This window comes from Streptomyces sp. NPDC047043, from assembly GCF_040644055.1.
GTDB lineage: Bacteria > Actinomycetota > Actinomycetes > Streptomycetales > Streptomycetaceae > Streptomyces.
Map to the genome: position 1 here is coordinate 160287 of NZ_JBEYVO010000025.1, position 21995 is coordinate 182281.

Annotated in this window: 24 protein-coding genes and 1 pseudogene; 10 read left to right on the forward strand and 15 right to left on the reverse strand. The window is 68.2% G+C overall.

The window, feature by feature from the left end:
• Positions 1–2 precede the first annotated feature (2 nt).
• Positions 3–323, forward strand: a complete 321-nt coding sequence (locus tag ABZ880_RS34790; RefSeq protein ID WP_361271260.1) for an SMR family transporter — start codon at positions 3–5, stop codon at positions 321–323.
• Here the strand turns inward: ABZ880_RS34790 and ABZ880_RS34795 are convergent.
• Complete coding sequence (locus tag ABZ880_RS34795; RefSeq protein WP_361271263.1) at positions 320–2737, reverse strand: transglycosylase domain-containing protein; 2418 nt, start codon at positions 2735–2737, stop codon at positions 320–322. The two genes, ABZ880_RS34790 and ABZ880_RS34795, sit on opposite strands and share 4 nt — an antisense overlap.
• Before the next feature lie 201 nt (positions 2738–2938).
• On the opposite strand from ABZ880_RS34795, the gene ABZ880_RS34800 reads away from it, so the two are divergent.
• From ABZ880_RS34800 to ABZ880_RS34815, 4 genes are read left to right on the forward strand one after another with little or no spacing between them, the layout of a single operon-like run.
• Positions 2939–3739, forward strand: coding sequence for an ABC-2 family transporter protein (locus ABZ880_RS34800; RefSeq protein ID WP_361271266.1), 801 nt, complete (start codon positions 2939–2941; stop codon positions 3737–3739).
• Positions 3732–4571: an ABC transporter permease gene (locus ABZ880_RS34805; RefSeq protein ID WP_361271268.1), complete on the forward strand. Its 840-nt coding sequence runs from the start codon at positions 3732–3734 to the stop codon at positions 4569–4571. The genes ABZ880_RS34800 and ABZ880_RS34805 overlap by 8 nt, the downstream gene beginning before the upstream one ends.
• A gap of 6 nt (positions 4572–4577) precedes the next feature.
• Positions 4578–5564, forward strand: coding sequence for an ATP-binding cassette domain-containing protein (locus tag ABZ880_RS34810; RefSeq protein ID WP_361271271.1), 987 nt, complete (start codon positions 4578–4580; stop codon positions 5562–5564).
• A gap of 33 nt (positions 5565–5597) precedes the next feature.
• Positions 5598–6461, forward strand: coding sequence for a DUF1707 domain-containing protein (locus ABZ880_RS34815; protein WP_361271273.1), 864 nt, complete (start codon positions 5598–5600; stop codon positions 6459–6461).
• Positions 6462–6476: 15 nt separating this feature from the next.
• Here ABZ880_RS34815 and ABZ880_RS34820 read toward each other — a convergent pair whose 3' ends face one another.
• Positions 6477–7811 (reverse strand): SGNH/GDSL hydrolase family protein, encoded by a 1335-nt coding sequence (locus tag ABZ880_RS34820; RefSeq protein WP_361271276.1) that lies wholly within the window; start codon positions 7809–7811, stop codon positions 6477–6479.
• A gap of 187 nt (positions 7812–7998) precedes the next feature.
• Here ABZ880_RS34820 and ABZ880_RS34825 point away from each other — a divergent pair, with 187 nt between their 5' ends.
• Positions 7999–9420, forward strand: coding sequence for a DUF445 domain-containing protein (locus tag ABZ880_RS34825; protein ID WP_361271278.1), 1422 nt, complete (start codon positions 7999–8001; stop codon positions 9418–9420).
• Between the two features lie 204 nt (positions 9421–9624).
• Positions 9625–11154: an MFS transporter gene (locus ABZ880_RS34830; protein ID WP_361271281.1), complete on the forward strand. Its 1530-nt coding sequence runs from the start codon at positions 9625–9627 to the stop codon at positions 11152–11154.
• A 119-nt stretch (positions 11155–11273) separates the two neighbouring features.
• Here ABZ880_RS34830 and ABZ880_RS34835 read toward each other — a convergent pair whose 3' ends face one another.
• From ABZ880_RS34835 to ABZ880_RS34845, 3 genes are all read right to left on the reverse strand, one after another.
• Positions 11274–12704, reverse strand: coding sequence for an alginate lyase family protein (locus ABZ880_RS34835; RefSeq protein WP_361271340.1), 1431 nt, complete (start codon positions 12702–12704; stop codon positions 11274–11276).
• A gap of 190 nt (positions 12705–12894) precedes the next feature.
• A complete protein-coding gene (locus ABZ880_RS34840) occupies positions 12895–13197 on the reverse strand; it encodes a hypothetical protein (RefSeq protein ID WP_361271283.1) in 303 nt (100 codons plus the stop codon).
• A 116-nt stretch (positions 13198–13313) separates the two neighbouring features.
• Positions 13314–14105: an alpha/beta hydrolase gene (locus tag ABZ880_RS34845; protein WP_361271286.1), complete on the reverse strand. Its 792-nt coding sequence runs from the start codon at positions 14103–14105 to the stop codon at positions 13314–13316.
• A gap of 61 nt (positions 14106–14166) precedes the next feature.
• Between ABZ880_RS34845 and ABZ880_RS34850 the strand changes: the two genes are divergently transcribed.
• Together ABZ880_RS34850 and ABZ880_RS34855 are read left to right on the forward strand one after the other, a co-directional pair.
• Entirely contained in the window at positions 14167–14580 is a 414-nt protein-coding gene (locus ABZ880_RS34850; protein WP_361271290.1) for a MarR family winged helix-turn-helix transcriptional regulator, read from the forward strand.
• Positions 14581–14611: 31 nt separating this feature from the next.
• On the forward strand, positions 14612–14881 hold the full coding sequence (locus ABZ880_RS34855; RefSeq protein WP_361271292.1) for a contact-dependent growth inhibition system immunity protein: 270 nt from the start codon (positions 14612–14614) through the stop codon (positions 14879–14881).
• A gap of 62 nt (positions 14882–14943) precedes the next feature.
• Here the strand turns inward: ABZ880_RS34855 and ABZ880_RS34860 are convergent, their stop codons facing one another.
• The 10 genes and pseudogenes from ABZ880_RS34860 to ABZ880_RS34905 all read right to left on the reverse strand — a co-directional run bounded on the left by ABZ880_RS34860 (position 14944) and on the right by ABZ880_RS34905 (position 21092).
• Complete coding sequence (locus tag ABZ880_RS34860; protein WP_361271294.1) at positions 14944–15372, reverse strand: DUF3592 domain-containing protein; 429 nt, start codon at positions 15370–15372, stop codon at positions 14944–14946.
• Positions 15373–16000: 628 nt separating this feature from the next.
• On the reverse strand, positions 16001–16372 hold the full coding sequence (locus tag ABZ880_RS34865; protein WP_361271298.1) for a hypothetical protein: 372 nt from the start codon (positions 16370–16372) through the stop codon (positions 16001–16003).
• Positions 16373–16458: 86 nt separating this feature from the next.
• A complete protein-coding gene (locus ABZ880_RS34870; RefSeq protein WP_361271300.1) occupies positions 16459–16896 on the reverse strand; it encodes a hypothetical protein in 438 nt (145 codons plus the stop codon).
• A 196-nt stretch (positions 16897–17092) separates the two neighbouring features.
• Complete coding sequence (locus tag ABZ880_RS34875; protein ID WP_361271304.1) at positions 17093–17584, reverse strand: hypothetical protein; 492 nt, start codon at positions 17582–17584, stop codon at positions 17093–17095.
• A gap of 351 nt (positions 17585–17935) precedes the next feature.
• A complete protein-coding gene (locus tag ABZ880_RS34880) occupies positions 17936–18766 on the reverse strand; it encodes a helix-turn-helix transcriptional regulator (RefSeq protein ID WP_361271307.1) in 831 nt (276 codons plus the stop codon).
• Complete coding sequence (locus ABZ880_RS34885; protein ID WP_361271310.1) at positions 18750–19283, reverse strand: DUF6879 family protein; 534 nt, start codon at positions 19281–19283, stop codon at positions 18750–18752. The genes ABZ880_RS34880 and ABZ880_RS34885 overlap by 17 nt, the downstream gene beginning before the upstream one ends.
• Positions 19267–19476, reverse strand: coding sequence for a hypothetical protein (locus ABZ880_RS34890; RefSeq protein WP_361271312.1), 210 nt, complete (start codon positions 19474–19476; stop codon positions 19267–19269). Before ABZ880_RS34890 ends, ABZ880_RS34885 begins: the two co-directional genes overlap by 17 nt.
• 284 nt (positions 19477–19760) lie before the next feature.
• A pseudogene (locus ABZ880_RS34895) lies at positions 19761–19997 on the reverse strand (haloacid dehalogenase); the annotation flags it as partial.
• 37 nt (positions 19998–20034) lie between these two features.
• Positions 20035–20247 carry a DUF397 domain-containing protein gene (locus ABZ880_RS34900; RefSeq protein ID WP_361271314.1) on the reverse strand — a complete coding sequence of 71 codons (213 nt, stop codon included), beginning with the start codon at positions 20245–20247 and terminating at the stop codon, positions 20035–20037.
• A complete protein-coding gene (locus tag ABZ880_RS34905) occupies positions 20247–21092 on the reverse strand; it encodes a helix-turn-helix transcriptional regulator (protein ID WP_361271317.1) in 846 nt (281 codons plus the stop codon). Before ABZ880_RS34905 ends, ABZ880_RS34900 begins: the two co-directional genes overlap by 1 nt.
• Positions 21093–21313: 221 nt before the next feature.
• On the opposite strand from ABZ880_RS34905, the gene ABZ880_RS34910 reads away from it, so the two are divergent.
• Positions 21314–21973 (forward strand): ATP-binding protein, encoded by a 660-nt coding sequence (locus tag ABZ880_RS34910; RefSeq protein WP_361271343.1) that lies wholly within the window; start codon positions 21314–21316, stop codon positions 21971–21973.
• Positions 21974–21995 lie beyond the last annotated feature (22 nt).

Here is a 21995-nt window from a genome sequence, read left to right on the forward strand (position 1 = left end):
TCATGGCCTGGGTTCTGCTGCTCGTCGCCGGTCTGCTCGAGGTCGGCTGGTCGATCGGCATGAAGTACACGGAGGGGTTCACCCGCCTCGTCCCGAGTGTGCTCACCGGTGCGGGCATCGTCGCCAGCATGCTGCTGCTGTCGTATGCCGCCAAGTCCCTTCCCATCGGTACGGCCTACGGCGTGTGGGTCGGGATCGGGGCCGCCGGTGCGGCGGTGCTCGGCATGGTGGTGCTGGGGGAGCCGGTCACCGCCGCGCGGATCTTCTTCGTGTGTCTGCTGCTGGTCGCCGTGGTGGGGCTGAAGGCGACCTCCGGTCACTAGGTTTGCGGGCCTCCTGTGCCCGCGGACACTCCTCCGGTGTCGGTGCCTGTCGTGCCGCCGGTCGTGCCCCCGGTGTCCGTACCGCCTGTGGTGCCGCCGGATGTCGTGTCGCCGGTCGTGCCGCCTGTGGAGGTCGTCCCGCCGTTGCTGGTCGTGCCGCCCGTCGTCGTGTCGCCCGTGGTGCCGCCGGTCGTGGTCGTGCCGCCGTTCGTGGTGGTTCCACCGTCGGTCGCGCCGCCGTTGTCCTGGCCCTGGGTCTGGCCCTGGTCCTCCTGGCCGCCCGTGGTCGTGGCGCCGCCGTTGTCCTGGCCGCCGGTGCCCGGCTGCTCGGTGGTGGGCGGGACGGGGGGCTGCTGGGTCTGCTCGGCGCCCGGCTGGAGTTCGAGGTCGAAGTCCGTGGCCGGCTTCCCCTTCAGGGCGGCCTTGGTGTACTGCGCCCAGATCTCGGCGGGCGGGCCGCCGCCGTTGACGCGCTGCAGGCCCATCGCGCCGTACAGCGACTTGTGCGCGGCGGTCACCGGGTCCTGGCCCATCACGGAGACGACGGTGGCGAGGTCGGGGGTGTAGCCCGCGAACCAGGCGGCGGTGTCCTCCTCGGCCGTACCGGTCTTGCCGGCGGCGGGGCGGTCGGCTGCCTGGGCGGCGGTCGCCGTGCCGTTCTCGACGACGCTCTGCAGGATCGAGGTCGTGGTGTCGGCGGCCTCGCGGCTGACGGCCTGTGTGCCGGTGTCCTTGGGCAGCTCGACGACGTCCTTGCCGTCCTTGGTGATCGAATCGATCATCGAGTATGCGCCGTGCTTGCCGTGGTTGGCGAGCGTCGCGTAGGCCTCCGCCATGTCGAGGACGCTGGCGGTGTTCACGCCGAGCGCGATGGAGGGGGTGCCGGTCAGGTCGGGGGTGTCGGACGGGACGCCGAGGGAGATCGCCGTCTGCTTCACCTTCTCCGGGCCGACGTCCACGGCCATCTGCGCGTACACCGAGTTGACGGACTTGTCGGTGGCGGTGCGCACGGTGATGTTGCCGTACGACGCCTCGTCCTCGTTCTCCGGTGCGTAGCTGCCGCCGCTCCAGCCCTGTACGGGGCGCTTGTTGGTGCCGTCGTAGTAGGTGTTGGGCGTGATGGTCTGGCCGTCCTGCGTCTCGGAGTGGTTCTGGACGGCCGAGGCGAACACGATGGGCTTGAAGATGGAGCCGACCTGGAAGTCGCCGCGGGTCGCGCCGTTCGTGTACTGCTTGACGTAGTCGATGCCGCCGTACATGGCGACGACCTTGCCGGTCTTGGGGTCGACGGAGGCGCCCCCCGCGCGGACGTAGTTGTCGACCTTGTTGTTCTTCTTGTCGAGCTTGGCCATCACCTGGTCGTTGACCGCCTTCACGAAGGCGTCCTGCTTGCTCTTCTGCAGGGTGGTGGTGATGCGGTAGCCGCCGGCCTCCAGCTCGTCGGAAGTGACGATCTTGTTCTTGGTGAGGTAGTCCTTGATGGCCTGGACGATGTAGCCGCGCTGTCCGGACATGCCGGTGGAGACGGTCTGTTCCTTCGGCATCGGGAACTTCAGGCCGGCCCGCTTGGACTCGGTCAGCCAGCCCTTCTTGACCATGCCGTCCAGGACGTAGTTCCAACGCGCCACGGCCGCCGCCTTGTTCTCGGGGTGCGCGATGACGTCGTACTCGCTGGGGGCGTTGACCAGTGCGGCCAGGTAGGCGGCGTGGGCCGGGTCGAGGTCGGTGGCGTCCTGGCCGTAGTAGGCCTGGGCGGCGGCCTGGATGCCGTAGGCGTTGCGGCCGAAGTAGCTGGTGTTGAGGTAGCCCTCGAGGATCTGGTCCTTGGACTCCGTGCGGTCCAGCTTGATCGAGATGAAGAACTCCTTCACCTTGCGGGTGACGGTCTGCTCCTGGGCCAGGTAGTAGTTCTTCACGTACTGCTGGGTGATCGTCGAGCCGGACTGGGTGCCCTTGCCGGTCGCGGTGTTCCAGGCGGCGCGGACCATCGCCTTGGGGTCGATCGCGGACTCGGTGTAGAAGTCGCGGTCCTCGGCGGCCAGTACGGCGTGCTGGGCGTCCTTGGAGACCTGGGCTAGCGAGACGTTCTCCCGGTTGACCTCGCCGTCGCGGGCGAGTTGGGAGCCGTCGGCGTACAGGTAGACGTTCGACTGCTTGGTGGCGAGGGCGTTGGCCGGCGGGATCTTGACCATGGAGTAGCCGAGGAAGAACAGGCCGATCAGCAGGAGTATGCCGATCACGAAGGTGCCGAGCACCATGCGCCAGGTCGGGATCAGCCGACGCCAGCCCGTGCGCCTGGGCCGCCCCGGCTTCTTGCCCCCGGAAGCCGTCGGGCCACCGGGGACCTCGGCCGCCTGCGGCTCTCTCGGTGCCCAGCCCTGGGCCGCCTGTTGCGGCTGCGGCTCGTCGCTCATCTCGTGCACGGACTCCTGGTTTCGCGTCGTACGTTCCCGTACGCCCTCGTACGCCTTCTGTGCCCCTCTTGAAGACTCTCGCACCAAGCGTTCCGTTCCCGGATCACGGCACGCGCCGGGCCCGAAATTGCGTGGCGTGCGTCACTGCCTGGGCAGTAGGCTCCTGCGCTTCGGTGTCGGCGGGCCGAGGAGGGCTGTGGTGTGGGCGCGGGACGGTTGTACGTCGCCGTCGCGGCGGGCGGTTTCAGACGATACGCGACGTATCGGGCGGCCACGGTGGCGGGGGTGTTCACCAATACGGCCTTCGGGTTGATCCTTGTCTACACCTACACCGCCCTGTGGAACGAGCGACCGCACCTGGGTGGTTACGACCTCCCCCAGGCGATCACCTATGTGTGGATCGGACAGTCCCTGTTCAAGACGCTCGCCAACGGCGGCGGGGGCGTCGAGACCGAGCTGATGGAGCGCATCCGGACGGGCGATGTCGCGGTCGACCTGTACCGGCCGGCGGACCTGCAACTGTGGTGGCTGGCCACGGACTTGGGGCGCTCCGCCTTCGAGCTGCTGGGGCGCGGGGTGCCGCCCTTCGTGCTCGGCGCGCTGCTCTTCGACATGGCGCTGCCCGACGACGTGACGACCTGGCTGGCGTTCCTGGTCTCCGTGCTGCTGGCGATGCTCGTCAGCTTCGGGATGCGCTATCTGGTCGCGCTGACCGCGTTCTGGCTGATGGACGGCAGCGGCATGATCCAGATCGCCTGGCTGACGGGCTGGTTCTGCTCGGGGATGGTGCTGCCGCTGAACGTCTTCCCGGGCACGCTCGGCGAGGTCGTACGGGCCCTGCCGTGGTCGTCGCTGCTGCAGGCGCCGGCGGACGTGTTCCTCGGGCAGGCCGATCCGCTGCCCACATACGCCTTCCAGGGCATGTGGGCGGTGGTGCTGCTGGCGGCCGGGCGGCTGGTGCAGGCGGCGGCGACGCGGCGGGTGGTGGTGCAGGGTGGCTGAGACGGTGCAGGCGGTCCGGGTCTCGAAGGTCCGGGACGGGGTGCGGGCGTACTTCATGATCGCCGGGATGTGGATCCGCTCCACGATGGCCTACCGCGCCTCCTTCGCGCTGATGACCTTCACGAACTTCGCCGCGACCGCGCTGGACTTCGTCGCGATCCTGCTGATGTTCTCCCGCGTCCACGCGCTCGGCGGCTGGTCGCTGCAGCAGGTCGCCTTCCTCTACGGCGTCTCCAGTACCACCTTCGGGCTCGCCGACATGGTGATCGGCTCGATGGAGCGGCTGGGCCGGCGGGTGCGCGACGGCACGCTGGACACGCTGCTGGTGCGCCCGGCGCCGGTGCTCGCGCAGATGGCGGCCGACCAGTTCGCGCTGCGGCGGCTCGGGCGGACCACGCAGGGCGTGCTGGTGCTCACCTACGCGGTGCTGCACCTCGACATCGACTGGACGCCGCTGAAGGTGCTGCTGATGCCGGTGATGCTGGTGAGCGGCTGCGCGATCTTCTGCGCGGTGTTCATCGCGGGCGCGGCCTTCCAGTTCGCGGCGCAGGACGCCTCCGAGGTGCAGAACGCGTTCACGTACGGCGGCACGACGCTGCTGCAGTACCCGCCGACGGTGTTCGCGACGGAGCTGGTGCGCGGGGTGACCTTCGTGCTGCCGCTGGCCTTCGTCAACTGGGTGCCGGCGACATACGTGTTGGGGCTGCCGTATCCGCTGGGGCTGCCGCAGTGGACGGCGTTCGCGACGCCGTTGGTGGCGGCGGCGTGCTGTGCGCTGTCCGGGCTGGCGTGGCGGGCCGGGCTCAGGTCGTATCGGAGTACAGGGAGTTAGCGGGCAGTGGACAGTCACTTCATCGAACTCGACCGTGTCGAGAAGGTCTTCGACGTGCGTCGGAAGGCCGGCTTCCTCAAGCGTGAGCGGCGGGAGGTGCGGGCCGTCGACGGGATCTCCTTCACCGTGCCGCGCGGCGAGATGGTCGGGTACATCGGGCCGAACGGCGCCGGCAAGTCGACGACCATCAAGATGCTGACGGGGATCCTGACGCCGAGCGGCGGCCGGCTGCGGGTCGCGGGCATCGACCCGTCCCGCGAGCGCATGCGGCTCGCGCATCGCATCGGGGTGGTGTTCGGGCAGCGTACGACGCTGTGGTGGGACCTGCCGCTGATCGACTCGTACAAGCTGATGCACCGCATGTACCGGATCCCGGACGCCCGTTACCGCGAGAACCTCGACCGCTGTGTCGAACTCCTCGAACTGGGCGAGCTGTTGGAGGTCCCGGTACGGCAGCTGTCGCTCGGGCAGCGGATGCGCGGCGACATCGCGGCGGCGCTGCTGCACGACCCCGAGGTGCTGTACCTGGACGAGCCGACGATCGGGCTGGACGTGATCTCGAAGGCCAAGGTGCGCGGGTTTCTGCGGGAGTTGAACGTCGAGCGGGGGACCACGGTCCTGCTGACCACCCATGACCTGCAGGACATCGAGCAGTTGTGCTCGCGGGTGATGGTCATCGACCACGGGCGGCTCATGTACGACGGTCCGCTCGCCGGGCTGCACGAGGTGGGGGAGAGCGAACGGACCCTGGTGGTGGACCTGGAGCGGGAGACGGCGCCGATCGACGCGGCGCCCGCGCGGGTGGTGAAGGTGGAGGGGCCGCGGCAGTGGCTGGCGTTCCCGGCGGCCGAGTCGGCGGCGGCGCTGGTGGCGCGGATCGCGGCGGAGTATCCGCTGGTGGATCTGTCGGTGCGGGAGCCGGACATCGAGGCCGTGATCGCGAAAATGTACGCGGGGTCGGCGGCAGGAGAGACGGAGAAAGCGGTCTCGTAGCCTCCGGACGGGTGAACTCGTAGGCTGCTGTACATGACCGACGACGCCGCAGTCCCGGAACTTCGCGCATCCGACGCCGATCGTGAACGAGTCGCCGAGGTCCTGCGGGACGCCCTCGCGGAGGGCCGTCTCGACATGGAGGAGTTCGAGGAGCGGCTGGAGGCCACCTACAAGGCGCGGACGTACGGCGAGCTGACGCCGATCACCCGTGACCTGCCGGTCGCCGGGATCACTCCGCCGCCTCTCGTGTCGCTGGTCAAGGAGCCCGTGCCGAGCGGGAGTTGGGCGGGGCGGATCGTCGGCGGCGAAGGGTCGTCCTCGTGGGCCGTCGCCATCATGTCGGGGTTCCAGCGCAAGGGGCGCTGGACCGTGCCGAGGGTGTTCAACTGCTTCGCCTTCTGGGGCGGCGGGGAGATCGACCTGCGCGAGGCGAACTTCGCCGCCGGTGAGGTCGAGATCAACTGCGTCGCGATCATGGGCGGGATGAACATCATCGTGCCGCCGGGGGTCGAGGTCGTGGTGCGCGGCATCGGGATCATGGGCGGCTTCGACCACCGTGAGGAGGGCGTGCCGGGTGAGCCGGGTGCGCCGCGGGTGATCGTGAACGGGTTCGCCTTCTGGGGCGGTGTCGGCGTCGAGCGCAAGCTCACCAAGGAGGAGCGGCGCCGGCTGAAGGAGGAGCGGCGGCAGGAGAAGCTGGACCGCCGGTCGTCCGTGCGGGAGTTGCAGGAGTCGTTCCGGGACGATGTGCACGATGCGCATCGGCGGATGCTCGAGGGGCACCGGGACCTCGTGCGCGAGCGGCAGGAAGAGCGCCGGGAACGGCATGAGGAGCGGCGGGAACGGCACCGGGAGCGCAGGCAGGAGCGGGACCGGCGCCGTTACGGCGACTACTGAGCTGCCGAGCTGCGACTACAGCTGCGCCGGTGCCGAGCCCTTCAGCTCGTTCAGGTCGAAGACCTCCGCCATCCGCGCGTACCCCTTGTCGCTCGGGTGCAGATGGTCCCCGGAGTCGTAGTCCGAGCGGAGCTTGCGCGGGTTGTACGGGTCCCTGAGCGCCTTGTCGAAGTCGACCACCGCGTCGTAGACCCGGCCCGAGCGGATCTCGGCGTTCACGGTCTGGCGTACCGCCTCGCGCGCCGGTGTGTAGCCCCGGTGGCCCTGGAAGGGCATGAGCGTCGCGCCGATGACCTTGATGCCGCGGGCGTGCGCCTGGCCGACCAGCGTGTGCAGGCCGGTGAGGATCTTGTTCGGGTCGGCGAGCTTCGGGTTGCGCAGGATGTCGTTGACGCCGAGGTCGATGACGATGACCTTGACGTTCGTACGGGAGAGGACGTCGCGGGAGAAGCGCCCGAGGCCGCTCTGGTTGTCGGCGGGGCGGCCCAGGCCGTTGGCGAGGATCTGGTTGCCGCTGATGCCCTGGTTGACGACGCTGTAGCGCGGCACGTCCTGCCCGGACTCGACCGCCGTGCGCAGCCGGTCCGAAAGCACGTCCGTCCAGCGGTGGTTGGCACCCTGTGTGGAGGTGATGCCGTCGGTGAGCGAGTCGCCGAAGGCGACGACCGTGCCGTCGGCGTCGTTGCTCAGCACGTCCAGCGCGGTGAGGTAACGCCAGTACGGCGTCTGCTCGGTGTAGCCGGTGCCGGTCACCTCCTCGGTGAGGTCGCCCTGGGCGACGTAGGAGATCTGACGGGCGTGCGGGTGGAAGGTGACCGGGCCGGAGGCGGTGGGGGAGTACGTGGTGACCAGGACGTCGCTGCCCTGCGGGATGACGATGCGGACCGCGTCGCTCAGGATCTGCCGACCGGCCGGGATGACGACCGCGGTGTTCCCGCCGAACGTCAGCCGCCGCATGGTCTCCGCGGTCGCCGCCGCGCTGTCGGAAGTGACGGCCACGGCGATCGTGGCGTGTGTGATGGTCAGCGCCGACTGGCCGTAGAGATTGGACAGCGTGATACGGGCACTCGTACCGCCGATGCTCGTGTGCACGACGTTGCGGACCGAGCGGCCCGCCATCCCCGACGTCTCGGTGCCGGGCTCGGCACCTGCCGGGGAGGCCGACCAGGCGCCGACCCAGATGCCGGTGGAGGCGGGGGCGGCGGAGTTGCGCGGGGCGCCGCCCCTGGCGAGGGCGTTCGTGCTGGTGCTGCCGTCGTCGGCGGCGACGCCGACGTATATGGCAGCGGAAAGGCCCACGATCAGGGCGATGATCGCGGACAGCAGGGCATAACCGTGACGCCTGGTCATGCGGTGCAGGTCTCCTCGGGCAGTGGGAGCCCGAGGCTCCGATGTGATCATCCCAATGATGCGGCATGGGATGAGGGGTGGTTGAACAGGACCCCCCATTGGGCCACCGGAGTTCACGATGAGCTCCCCCCTCCCGACAGACGCCGGGAACTCTTGTTCCGTTCCAGTAGTCGGTCAGGAAGGGACAATGTGTGCAGGGGATCACGAACGGGTGGAGTGGATGGAACGCACTAATCCGGATGAAACGGGAGCGAGCGACGTAGTTCAGCATGCCCGGGCGGCCTCGGCGGGTAACCGCCCGGCTCCGTCCGGTGACCGGGCCGTGCCCGCCGCGGCCGTGCGTGCGATGACGACGTTCAGCGCCGCCGACGAGGAGAAGCAGCGCGGGGTGCGCCGGATGAAGCTCACGGCGGCCGGGCTGCTGCTGTTCGTGGCGCTGGTGTACGTCCTCGCCAAGTGGGCCGACAACTCCGGCGCGGGTGCCTGGGCGGGCTATGTCGCCGCGGCCGCCGAGGCCGGCATGGTCGGCGCGCTCGCCGACTGGTTCGCGGTCACGGCCCTCTTCCGCCACCCGCTGGGCCTGCCCATCCCGCACACCGCGATCATCCCGACCAAGAAGGACCAGTTGGGCATCTCCCTGGGCGAGTTCGTCGGGGAGAACTTCCTCTCGCAGGATGTCGTACGACAGCGGCTGCGCGCCGTCGGCATCGGCAGCCGGCTCGGCGCATGGCTCGCCGAGCCCGAGCACGCGGACCGGGTGACGGCCGAGCTGTCGGCCGCGCTCAGGGGCGCGCTGACGGTGCTGCGGGACTCCGACGTCCAGGCGGTGGTCGGCGAGGCGATCACCCGGCGGGCCGACGCCCAGGAGATCGCGCCCGGCATAGGCAAGATGCTGGAGAAGATCGTCGCGGACGGCGGCCACAAGCGGGTCGTCGACCTGATCGTCACGCGCGCGCACGACTGGCTGGTCTGGCACGACACCGAGATCATGGACGCCGTCCAGGGCGGCGCCCCCGGCTGGACCCCCCGTTTCGTCGACAAGCGGGTCGGCGAGCGCGTCTACAAGGAACTGCTGCGCTTCGTCACCGAGATGCGCGACATGCCCTCCCACCCGGCCCGCGGCGCCCTCGACCGCTTCCTCACGGACTTCGCCTCCGACCTCCAGTCCGACACGGACACGCGCACGCGTGTCGAGCGGCTCAAGGGCGAGGTCCTGGGCCGCGGCGAGGTCCAGGACCTGATCGCCTCGGCCTGGACCGCCGTACGATCCATGATCGTCTCGGCCGCGGAGGACGAGCGCAGCGAGCTGCGGCTGCGCGTGCGGGCCTCGCTGCTGTCGCTGGGGGCACGGATGGCCGTCGACCCGAAGGTGCAGGCCAAGGTGGACGGCTGGGTGGAGGGCGCGGCCGTGTACGTCGTCACCACCTACCGCAAGGAGATCACCTCCCTGATCACGGACACGGTGGCCGGCTGGGACGCCGAGCACACCACCCGCAAGATCGAGGCCCACATCGGCCGCGACCTGCAGTTCATCCGCATCAACGGCACGGTGGTGGGCTCGCTGGCGGGGCTGTTGATCTACACGGTGTCGCGGGCGCTGGGGGCGTAGGGCGGTCACATTTCGGCACCTGGGTTCGCTGTACCCAGCCCGTCCGGCGTTTGAGGACGAGGCCCTTTGGGGGCCGAAGCGGGGGTCTGGGGACGGCAGCCTCCAGCGAGGGCCACCCCACCGCCGGGTGACTCAGCAACCGCCGGGCGTAGTGCCGCCGGTCCGGGATACCCGCCACCGGTTCGCTCAATGAGGAGGGAGCCCATGTCCACCGCCCAGCCCAGCGGCAGCGTCACCGCCACGACCGGCCCCACCGTGACCACCGACATCCCCGCCCGCCTGGACCGCCTCCCATGGTCGCGCTGGCACTGGACCATCGTCATCGGACTCGGCACCGTCTGGATCCTCGACGGCCTGGAGGTCACGGTCGTCGGCAACATCGCCGGCCGGCTGTCCGAGTCGGGCAGCGGCCTGCCGATCTCCTCGGGCCAGGTCACCGGCATCGCGGCCGCGCTGTATGTCGCGGGTGCGTGTGCCGGTGCCCTGTTCTGGGGTCGGCTGACCGACAAGTGGGGCCGTAAGAGGCTCTTCATGATCACCCTGGCCGTGTATCTCGCGGCCACCGCGTTGACCGCCGTGTCCTTCTCCTCCTGGTGGTTCTTCGCCTTCCGCTTCCTGACCGGCTTCGGCATCGGCGGTGAGTACGCGGCCATCAACTCGGCCATCGACGAACTCATCCCGGCCTTCTACCGCGGCCGCGTCGACCTGATCATCAACGGCAGCTTCTGGCTGGGCGCGGTGGGCGGTTCGCTGCTGTCGATCGTCGCGCTGAACACCGACGTCCTGCCGGCGAACGTGGGCTGGCGTCTGACGTTCGCACTGGGCGCGCTCCTCGCGTTCGTGATCCTTCTCGTACGACGACACGTCCCGGAGAGCCCACGGTGGCTGCTGATCCACGGCAGGGACCAGGAGGCGGAACGGATCGTGACGTCGATCGAGGAACAGGTGGAGGCGGAGAAGGGCCGGCCGCTGGAGCGCCCCGAGGGCGAACTGACGATCCACCAGCGGCGGAGCATCAGCTTCATCGAGATCGCCCGCACGCTGTTCTCCGACTACCGCCGGCGGTCCGTTCTGGGCTTTTCGTTGTTCATAGGCCAGGCGTTCCTCTACAACGCGATCACCTTCGGGTTCGGCGCGATCCTGACGAAGTTCTTCGACGTGCCGACGGGCGACACCGGCTACTACTTCGCGGTGATCGCGATCGGCAACTTCTGCGGTCCGCTGCTGCTGGGCAGGCTCTTCGACACCGTCGGCCGCCGGGTGATGATCTCGTCGACGTATCTGCTCTCGGGTCTGCTGCTGTTCGGCACGGCCTGGCTGTTCGACCGCGGCTCGCTGAGCGCGGGCACGCTGACGGCATGCTGGTGCGCGGTCCTGTTCTTCGCGTCTGCGGGTGCCTCCAGCGCCTACCTGACGGTCTCCGAGATCTTCCCGATGGAGACCCGCGCGATGTCCATCGCCTTCTTCTACGCCCTCGGAACGGCGGCCGGCGGCATCAGCGGCCCGCTGCTGTTCGCCGACCTCACGGCCACGGGCAAGGTCGGCGACACGGTCCTGGCCTTCCAGATCGGCGCGGCCCTGATGTGCGCGGCGGGCCTGGTGGCGGCGTTCCTGGCGGTACGAGCGGAACGCCGCTCCCTGGAGGACATCGCGAAGCCGCTCACGGCGGCGGCATCGGCGGTGCGGCGGTCGCCGGCACGGAGCGGGTCGGGGTCGCGGCCGGCCACGGCGTAGGGCCAGGGGCCGGGGAAGCCCCGGCTCCCGAGGGGGAAGTGGGAGACACCCGGGAGCCGGGGCGTACATGGGGCCGCCGCCGATGGGGCGCCGCCCGGGCCACGCCGCCCCACTGGCTGCTACTGGACCTCGCGCCTCGCGCGGTCCCGGCGGCGCAGCAGGAGCAACCCGCCGGCCAGGGTCGTGATCCCCGCGGCGGCGGCCCAGCCGACGGTGTCGTTGGAACCCGTGGCGGCGAGGTCACCGCCGGCGGGCGAGGCGGACGCAGATGCCGCTGCGGTGGCCGCGCTCTGAGGCCGAGGGCCCGACGCACCGCCGGAGGCCGAAGCGGCCGGCGTCGGCGTGCCTGCCGTGACCGTCGCCTTGTCGCGCGTGAACGCCAGGGTCCCGAAGCCGAGTTGGTCGTACCCGCCGCTGTTGGGCCCGTAGTCCCCGCCGCCACCTTCGGGCGCGGTCCTGGCCGCGATCCGGGTGAGGTATGTCGCGGACAGTCCGCGCCGCCTGGTGTAGTGGTTGGCGATCATCGCCCAGATCGGCCGCTGCATGTTCGGGTCCACACCGGCGGCCTGTGTGGCCGTCTCACTGCCGGACCAGCCCCCGATCGCCCCCTTCCGGCGGGTGTTGGCGGTGTACGGCACATCCCCGCCCATGCTCCACCTGGCCACGTACTGCGCCCCCTTGAGGAAGCGGTTGTCGTCGTAGCCGTACAGGTCGATGCCCTGGTTCCACGCCATCTCGCAGAACGTGCCCATCAGCCCGACCCCGAGCAGCGCGTGCCCCTGGTCGCGTCCCGCCTCCAGCCACTCGGCGAGCCCGTCGTCGTGCACGACGGGAATGGCGTGCTTGATCGATCCGAGCCCCTCGCCGTGCTTGAAGTAGTCGACGGCGCGCGCGACTTGGGCCTTGTCGTCGCAGAAGATGCCGGTGGCCAGGACGCAGGCCATGGCGCACAGGTCCCAGTTGGTCCAGTAGTTGGTGACGACGGCGCCGTTGTGGTGGACCAGGAAGTCGTCGCTGAGCGGGGCGAAGACCTTGCTGAGCATCTCCTGGAAGCGGCCGAGCTCGAAGTCGCCGTGGTCCCGGACGAGTTCGGCGGCGTTGGCGGCCTGGTAGCCGTACAGCCCGGCCGCGAGGAACCGGTCCGCGCTGCCGGCCAGCGACGTCAGCTTGGCCGACCAGGCGTTGAGGATCGCGACCGCGGTGTCGGCGTGGGCGCTGTCGCCGCCGACGTGGTAGCGCAGGGCGTTCTGGTAGGCGGCGTGGATGTCGTTGTAGAGGGTCGCGTAGTTCTGCGGCGACCCCGCGCCGCGGTACACGGTGGCCTGCGGATTGGCCGCCCAGCCGCTCTGCGCATGCCGGTTGGCGGTCAGCTTCGCGTACCCCGCGGTGTACGGGGCGGCGCCGGCCTTCACCTTGGCGGCCATGCGGGCGAGATCGGTACGGGTGTGAAGGAGCCCGGGATGCGCGAAGCCGCCGCCCGCCGCCACCGAGGGGGTGGCGAGGGAGGCGATCCCGACGGCTCCGGCTGCGGCGCCCGAGGCCTTGAGCATGGTGCGGCGGCTGATCTGTCGTGTCGCATGCATGCCACGGAGACGGGCCGGGCGGCGAACGATAACGAAAACTGGCTCGGCGACGTCCGATGCGGTTCGTCGGCGCTCCAAAGGGGCGCGGGGAACTGCGCGACCAGCCCCAAAGGCGCCGCAGACGAAACACGGCCCATCACGGCACAACCGGCGGAGCCTACGCGTGCCGGTCGGCCACCGCCCAGGACGCCAGCGCCACGGCACCGGCCACCCCGAACACCGCGGGCCAGGCGCCCACCTTCTTGGCCAGCGGATGGGACGCCCCGAAGGCGGCGACATACGCGGCCGTCAACGCGCCCGCGGCCTTCCCGCCGGCCTGCTGCCGCCACTGCTGCGCGGCCGCGGCCCCCGCGACGGCCATTACGGCCCCGCCCAGCTGCCGCTTCTTCGTCCAGCGGGCCACGCCGTACCCACCGACGAGCCCGCCCGCGGCGACCACCGCGCTGGGAACCTTGGCCATGCCTGCCTCCTACCGCTTTGACTGATGTGCCCCGAGGCTAACTCGCGGCTCGGCGCATGAACCGCACGGGGGTCAGCCCGGCCGTGACGACCGCTGCCGGGCCCCCGGCGGCCGGCTCAACTCAGCTGCCGCAGCTGGGAGTCGATGAGCGCGAGGGTGGCCTCGGGCTGTTCGATCTGTGGAAGATGCCCGGCCTTGGGAACGACCTCCAGCCGCCCGTCGCCGAAGGCGGCGGCGTACGCGGCGCCATACGCAGGCGTCACGATGCGGTCGCTCTCTCCCCAGAGCAGCAGGGCAGGCTGACGCACCCGCCCCAGCCGGCGCAGCAGCTTCGGGTCGTGCATGTAGGGGTCGCCCGCGAGGACCCGCATGGTGGCCATGTTGCCCTGGCGGAGGGCGAGTTGGTCGGCGGGCAGGGCGGCCGGGTCGATGAAGTAGCGGTCCGGTTCGTGCCAGGAGAGCTCGGCGGCGGCGCGCGGGTCGAGGGCGAAGTAGTCCGCGATCGGCTCGGACTCGACGTACACCCCGACGGCATCGATCAGTACGAGCCCGCCGATACGGCGCCCGCCGTCCCGTACGGCCATCTCGGCCGCGATCCAGCCGCCGAGCGAGGAGCCCACCACCAGCACGTCCCGCAGGTCGCGGTCCTCGAGGAGGTGCAGATAGGCGAGGGCGAGATCGTCGACGCCGGTGCACCAGTCGGGGCGGGGGGTGCCGTCCCAGCCGGGGTGGACGGGGGTGAGGGTGCGGGCGGCTCCGCTCCCGGAGAGGTGCTGGGCAATCCCGGCGACGGTGGCGGGCCCTCCGCCGCCGTGCAGGACGAGGACGGGGCGGCCGGTCTCGGGCCCGGCTTCGGAGACGGTGATGGACAGGTCGGCGTACACCTGCGAGGTGTGATCTGTAGGCATGCCACCCACCCTAACTAAACATCCTTATATAAGCTAGCTTAGTTTTTGTTAGACTCCCCCCATGCAAGCTGACCTGCAACTCCTCGGCCGGGCGGTCAAACAGGCCCAGTACCGTCAACACCGCGCGCTGGACAGCGCGTTGGCGGCGGTCGGCACGACGCTCGCCCAGTGGGACGCACTGCGCGCGATCAGCCGCACGCCCGGAGCGTCGGCACGCGAACTGGCGGGAGACACCTTCCAGACCGAGCAGGCCTTCGGCACACTGGTCGGCCGCCTGGCCGCCCAGCACCTGGTCGACCGCCGCCCGGGCCACGGCCGCCGCATCGAACACCACCTGACGCCGGCGGGGGAGCGGGTGCTGGAGGCCGGGCACAGGGTGGCCGACGAGGTGCTGGCGGAGTGCTTCGGGGGGTTGCCGGAGGTGGACCGGGTGATGTTGCTGGAGCTGCTCCGGCGCCTCAACGGTGCTGGTTGAAACGTGGGAATGGAACGAGCGGTTCCCTGAGTTGAGCCAGTTGCTCGGAGCCTACTTTCACCAGGATTCCTCGTCCTTCTACGATTCTCGTGACGAGGCACTCGACGAGTACGTCAGCGCAACCACACCGGAAGAGCGTGTCCAGGCGGGGCAAGAACTCGGTGAGCTCCTGACCGTGGTGTCCTCGGACCAGGAACTCGAAACTGCGGCAAGGGCGCTGGGACTCGACATCCTGCCGCCGCAAGCCATGTCGCTACGGCAATGGCTGGAGCTGGTCCGCAACAGAGTGGGTACGGCGTAGCAACGCAGCCATGAGGCGGCTCGGCTGCCCGACGGTCTCACACACGACCGCTTCCCCCCGGCCTACGACCGCCTCCGCATCGCCACCACCACACCCGTCCCGATCCCCGCGGCCACCAGCCCGAGCCCGCCGAAGACCAGCGGCAGCAGCCACAGCGAGGCGAACCCGTTGATCTGCGCGTCCTCGGGGGAGTCCGCGCGGTAGAGCACTTCGACCCGCTCACCCACGTCGTACGACGGCGGATTGGAACCCGAGGAGGATGTGAACGTCCTCGACTTGCCGTCCGCCGCCGTGAACTCGACGACCGGGTGCGCCACGGGCCCGTTGTGCGTCCGCGTCTTGCGTGAGACACCGCTGCCACCGCTGCTGCTCTGCTGCCAGTCCAAGCTCACGACCTTGCCCTGGGCACGCTCCCCGTTCGCCAGCAACGAGATCGACATCCCGGCAGTGATCAGCCCGATGACAAAGAACAGGGTCCCGAACGCGATCACCCCGAACGCGATCCACCGACCGGCACCCCGCCCACGCACCTGAAACCGCACAACGTTCCTCTCACTTGTCCGGAACGAGAGGGCAGTCATCCCGGACATCCCCCTCGCCCCGCTCCCGCCCCGGGCGCTCCGGCACCGGCCGCTATTCAGGAAGCGCCCAACCCCGCCCGCAGACCGACCGACTATGACGCTCAGTCTGACCAACCACCAAGCTCATCGGCCAATCGAAGCGATCAGCAACACGAGGGCCATACGCCTTCCCGACGAACGTGGCCGAAGTGTGCGCACGGGCGATCGGGGCCGGAAGGCAGGGAGGCTTGCAGAAGAGCCAAGGGGACAGCCGCCGGTCAGGAGCCGCGGAGGCTCTGGTGCGGGAACGCACCGGAAAGACCCCCGCGGCCGGGGTCCTGCTCGCCCAGAGGGTCGCTGGGTGTGGCGCCCCGTGTGGATGATCGGCATGCCCGAGGGCTCCACGACACCGGACATGTTCGTCGACGCGGTGACCGGCCGAAAGGTGACTCCACAGATGTCGTGACCGGTCCGGATTCGGCGTCGGCGGGCCATGGCACGGCCCTGAACAACCGGCAAGTCGGGCGGGGCATTGTCTGGAATCAGGATCACGTCGTACTCAGAGCCGAGGCAGCTCGACCCGGCCGGTCATGAGGACGTCGTGGTTCGCGAAGAGCGCGTCGAGGGCGAAGCGTCGGCGGATGTATGCCGTCCACGTAGCGCGCGGCAGGTCGGTGTATGCGGCGACGATCCGGGCGCGGCTCGCCTGGGTGAGGATCCAACGTGCTTGCTCTTCACCGGAGTTACGGCCACCGAGGTCCCGCGCCAGACGCCACAACTCGTCGCCGTCACTGTGTTCGTCGACGACGGTGACGAGCCCGATGTCCCCCAGACCACGCGCGTCGGTGGACCGAGTGGTGTAGGCGATGGTGAGGCCTTCGAGGGGGAACACGGTCACTCGGCTGGTCGCGGTCAGCTCGGTCAGGGCCACGGGAGTAAGTCCGTTCTGGCGCAGGGGAGGAGAGCGGGCCGACCCGAAGAAGGGCCGACCCGCAGTGATGGGGAAGTGGGCGCTGCTCAGCAGCAGGGACCGTCGCCGCAGCAGGCAGGCGGGTTGCAGTCGGCGGCCGTACCCCACAGCCGCTCGTCGACCTCGAAGCCGGCCTCGCGGATCTTCCCGACGACGTCCGTCATCAGTCCGCGCGTACGGGTCTTGCTGTTCGGCTGGTGATGCAGGAAGTAACCGAACTGCTCCTGGCACCAGTTGGCGTACCAGTCGGTGTGCAGGATGAGCGTGTGCCATCCGGGATCGACCTGCTGGGAGGGGGCCATGGCGGCGCCCTCGCCGGTCGAGCCCATCACGTGGACCAGGGCGAGCGCCTGATCGACGATGCGGTCGGCGGCCTGGGGTTCCAGGCCGTACTCGTCGGCGCAGAAGGCGGCGAGCATGTCGAAGTCGGCGTCGCTGACGAGGGAGCGGCCGGTACGCGATTCGGTGGCTACGGCGGTGGTCATCGCGTCGCTCCCTTCGTGATCGGTCGCGGCGCTGACGGGGTTGTGTGGAGCACTGATTCACCTCGTGGTTGGAGGACCTTCGGGTAGCCCTCTCCCTGACTGCCGATATGCCTGTCGGGTGCTCGGGGAGAGGGAACTTGCGAGCCGCTGAGCGACGAGCGAGGGCGCGTCCGCAGCGGTAGTCAGCGACACCAGCTCAAGCCGACGCGTGCCGGATGAGCTGCTGATGGCCGGCGTCGATCAGCTGGCGCACGGCCTGCGGCCTGCACAGGTCGCCTTCGTAGCGCGGCGCAACAACCCAGTAGGTTCCGGGTGGTTGTCGACGATCGATGCGCGGGACGCCCAGATACGTGTCGCCGTGCAGGCATGGCGCGGTTGCGCCGTAGTCCCAGACCAAACCGGCATGCCACTGGATGAGGGCGTAATACGTCGGGCCGGCGGCGCGGTGGTCGTGGATGACGGGACCCTGCAGCCGTTCGCCCAGGACGGCGGCCACCTGTCCGGGGGCCTCACTGCCGACAGCTGCATGCACGAGTTCACCGCGAATCCGAACCGAGGCGAACTTTTCGCCGAGCGGCAGCAATGCCACGCCGTGGTTCGACCACTCGGCTCGTGCCTGCTGGGGCACAGGGTGCGCCCGAGCAAGCCAATCGGAGATCAGCCTGTCCATGTCGGTCGGCGTCAGCACGGAAACTCCCACGGCCCTGTGAATAGTTCCCGCTCAGGCTTCCAGGCCTGAAATCCGAATCCGTTCTCCCTGCTCATGATGCGTGCATCTCTGCTTGGTGGCGTCGCAGCTCCACATTCGCATCAGATGCTGCGCTGTAATCCCCTCTGGAGCGAGCATCATTCCTGCGAAAACAAATACCGAGACATGCGGCACACTCCGGCACAGCTCCTGGTTCAGCAGGAAGTTCCGTAAGTCCGTATCCCTGCGGCTTCTGGGGACCTGCCATCAATCCTCCCCGGCTCTATGGCGAATCTATGATCCATCAGGAGTGCTGGAGATTCGAGCGTTATTCCCGTTGCGGAATAAAGATCACCGGCAGGTGTTTGCCCACTCCTGCAGCAAAGCTCTTGCCTCGTCGCCGAAGCGGGCATGCTGTTCGAAAGAGGTGAAAACGGCAAGATATTCTGAGACGTCACGGGAGTCTCGAAATACCATCCGTCCGGTGAAGTTCTCCACTGTGGCCAGCCGGTTGTCGTAGACCGTGAAGGTGTTCATCGGTCCACGTGTCATGACGGTGCCCATCGGAATGACGCCGATGCGGAGATTCGGCAGGTGGGAAAGCGATGCCAGCCGGTCTATCTGCACCGCCATGGCTGGCAATGGGACGATCGCCCACCGCACCGCCTGTTCCGTTAGGACAAAGGTGAAGGCCTTTGATGTGTTGTACAGAACGGCCTGGCGCTCCAGCTTGCGTGCGACAGTCTTCGACGAGTCACCCGGTGTGTGACTCAGGCTGGCGCGGACATATTCGGGGGTCGCCAGCAGGCCTGTAATCATGGACGGGAGGAAGTATCGCAGCTCGGAGGATTCCCGCTCCAGGGAGGCCAGCTCTGTCTGCCGCTTCTCCATTCCGCGGCGCCAGGATGAGCGTTTGTCCTGCCACTCGGTATTCGCGATGCGCGCGAGAGCTGTAACTTCCGCCACTATTTCGGCAGGAGCGTCGAGAGCTCGCAGGATACGCTCGACGTCGACGAGCTTCGGGGTTTTCTTTCCGGTCTCGAACTTGCTGATCTGACTCTGAGACATGTTGCAACGCCGAGCGAGCCGGTCCCCAGTGAGGCCGGCTCGCTTGCGCAACTCGCGCAGCGTTTGTGCGAGATCGGTCCTCGACTGCCCGAGTTGATCAGGTTCGAAGGTCACCGAGTTCTTTCACATACACGGAGAACGGGACCGAGTGAGCCAGCGCAATGCGCTTCCACTCCAAGTACGGGGCCATGTCACCCGTGAACTTCTCTCGGTTGATCTGTGTCCCGTCGGGTCGAAAGTTCAGATGCACTATTTGCGCCTCGTCGAACATCCACCAGTCGGTTCCCGATAGAGGAAGCCCGTAGTCCTCCTCCGTGACATCCAGGATTCGGATGTCCTCACCGGCCGCTATGTTTCCGGGAATCCCCCAAGCAAACTGGTATCGCTGATAGTCCGTCAACGGCTGCCGCACAACCCGTACTCGCCCAATGGTGCGGCCTGATGCCACGTATCCGCGCACCCGCTCGTGCCAGCGTGCATTGTGGTCAGTAGGTTTTGGCTCGCCGCGAAGGAAGCGGGCGACGTTCTCGGCTTCCCTGGGCATGGTGTAGACGGGTTGCGCCTCGAACCGCCACGCGTCGCGTTCGTACGCGTCAAACGTCCCTCGCCACTCGTCACCATCCAAGAGCACGTGCGGCCTCCTTGAGCACCGACTCAGGGATCTCCACCAGGGCCTCACCCGCGGGAGCTCGGAAGGCGTCCGACACATTCCCCTGGACCACGATGGACCCGGTTGCCGTGCGGTAGACGTTCGGGCAGTCGTCGTCATCGCAGTTGGGCCCGTTGACAGTTCCAGTGAGTCGAGTCAGGTCCTCGCGTGCCATGAAGTCCCCTTCTTGTGCCGCCCCGTCTGGGCGGCCTCCCGGATGACGCTACGGAGTGCGTCGTTCCTCGTCCACGCAGACGTTGGAATATTCCCGACCTGGCATAAATGATCTCGCGGACGGAGGTCAAAGCCCCGGTCAGATTGAAGCGAGTTGCATGAGGCTCTCGCCCCCCAGTCCGCCTCAGTCGCGACCTCCGGGTCGGCCCAGAAGCGGCCGGAGCGGCTTGGGCAACGTCCAGCACGCGTCTGAAGAACGCCGGCTTCGGCTTGACCACGCCCCGCTTCTCCGAACGTCTCAGCCAGTCCTGAGGCAGCACGCTTCTCGCGTTCCTCGTACAGATCGAACCTTGGCCGGAACTCCTGGAAAGTCTCGCGGTAGTCCCGCCCCCGAGCGATGGCTGCGTCGAACATCGCGTGAAATGTCTGCCGCGGGATTCAAAGGCAGTCAGCCCAAGTCCCGTACTCACGTGTCTCGTCCACGAGGCACTCGCCGACGTCCAAGACCACTGCGCGGATCACGGGGCGCAGACTAGTCGGGAGCGCACGCGGCAACGCTCTACCGCCGTCGGTGCTCGCCCGATGCACACTCGCCCAAAGCGCCGACGAAGTTTCGCCAAGTCGCCGCTGAGAGCGCCAAGACAGGCCCACCGTCACACTTTGAGTCGCGTACGCGGATGCCACCGTCGGCAAGCGCGCACTCCACACACTCGGTCCCACTTCCACCGCTGTGGGAGGACTTGAACCACTGGTGCGTCGAGGGCGCCGTCATCAGAGCTCCTTGCTTATGCGGTGGATGATCTCCACCGAGGACTCGAGGTCGAGTGCCTGTGCGCTGAGGTACTCGAACGCCAACCTATAACGCTCCAGTTCTGGCCGCTTCTCCATGAACAGCCCGCCGCCGAGCAAGTCCACGTACGCCACGTCCAGTTCGGGTGCGGGGCCGCGAAGGACCGCAAAGCTGCCAACTGCGGCTGCGTGAGCTCCCGTTGAGAAGGGCAGCACTTGGACGGTGATGTGTCGCCGCTGCGACATCGTGAGCAGGTGCTCGAGTTGGTTCTGCATGACCTCTCGTCCACCGACCCGGCGCCGGAGCGCGGCTTCATCGATCACGCACCAGATGTGTGGCGGCTCATCGCGTTCGAGGAGCTCTTGCCGCTTCATACGGATGTCGACCATGTGCTGCACTTCGCGCTCAGGGCATTGCACCTCCGACGCGCGGTGGACAGCCTCGGCGTAGGACCGCGTCTGCAGAAGTCCGGGCACGTACATGCATGCATAGTGGTCCTCGCGTACGACCTCGTCCTCAAGGGTGAGCATGAGGTTCATGGACTCGGGGATCGGGTCGGCGAGTGATCGCCACCAGCCCTGGATCTTGGCGCCCTTCGCGAGCTCCACGAGGGCTCCGCGCTCCTCGTTCGAGGCGTCGTATTCGCGGCAAAGGGCGTCAACCGTAGGCCACTTGACCGTGCCTTCTTTCGTCTCGTAGCGGCTGAGCGTCGCTTTCGAGATGCCGACGAGCGCGCCTGCCTCCTCGAGGGTCAAGCCCTTGGCCTCGCGGAGGCGGCGCAGGTCAGCGCCCAGCTGGCGCCGACGTGTCGTGGGTCCAACTGGCATGTGTGCAGCCCTTCATGTTGATCTGTCAGATCGTCTCGGTTGTTTGATCCTGACGGCAAGGCAGCGCGCGCCGGGGGCGCGTGAGATGTCGGTGCGCTCCTCTCTCTTCGCTATGAGAGTTCCATTTTGAGAGTTCCAATGCAACTCTCGGTGTGTGCCAGGTTGCTCACCGCAACTTGACGGACTGCTGGAGGAGTTGGGCCGTGGACTGCACCACATGCATGCCGAGGAAATCGTGGGACCTTCCGTTCCTGGCGGAGCTTGAGGAAGTGGCTGCACTCCGGCGTGTCTTACGGACTCACTTGAGGCTCTGGGGGCTGCACGACTCGATCGACGCTGCCGAGCTCTGCGTCAGCGAGTTCGTTGCCAACGTGATCAACCATGTTGGTCCCGGCACCCCTACCACGCTCGTCGTCTCCATGAATGGCACGCATCTGCGTATCGAGGTCCATGATCCTGATATGCGGGCGCTCCCGATCCTCCAGCAGGCGGACGCCGACTCCGAAACTGGACGGGGTATGACCCTCGTCAATGCAGTCGCCGACCGCTGGGGCGTCCTACTTCGCCCAGACCGGAAAGTGACCTGGTGCGAGCTCGCGACGGGCCTCACTTCGTCTAACGGGCACGCGGGCGGTGCCAGTGTCACACGGGCCCAAGCACTCCTCGGTAACTACGTTGTGGGTAGACAGCCTCGCGAGTCTGGCGCGAGCCGGTGGGGCAAGAGGAGGGCCGTAATGACGGTGATCAACGTCATCACTGACCTCCTGCACTGGCTCAGAGCCCATGGCTGCGATGCCGATGAGGCCCTGGACCGTGCCCAGACGGACTTCGAGGTACAGATCGAGGCAGCCGGAAGCCGGCCATGCCGGGCTACTTGGTGATGCAGGACGAATTCTGGGCTTC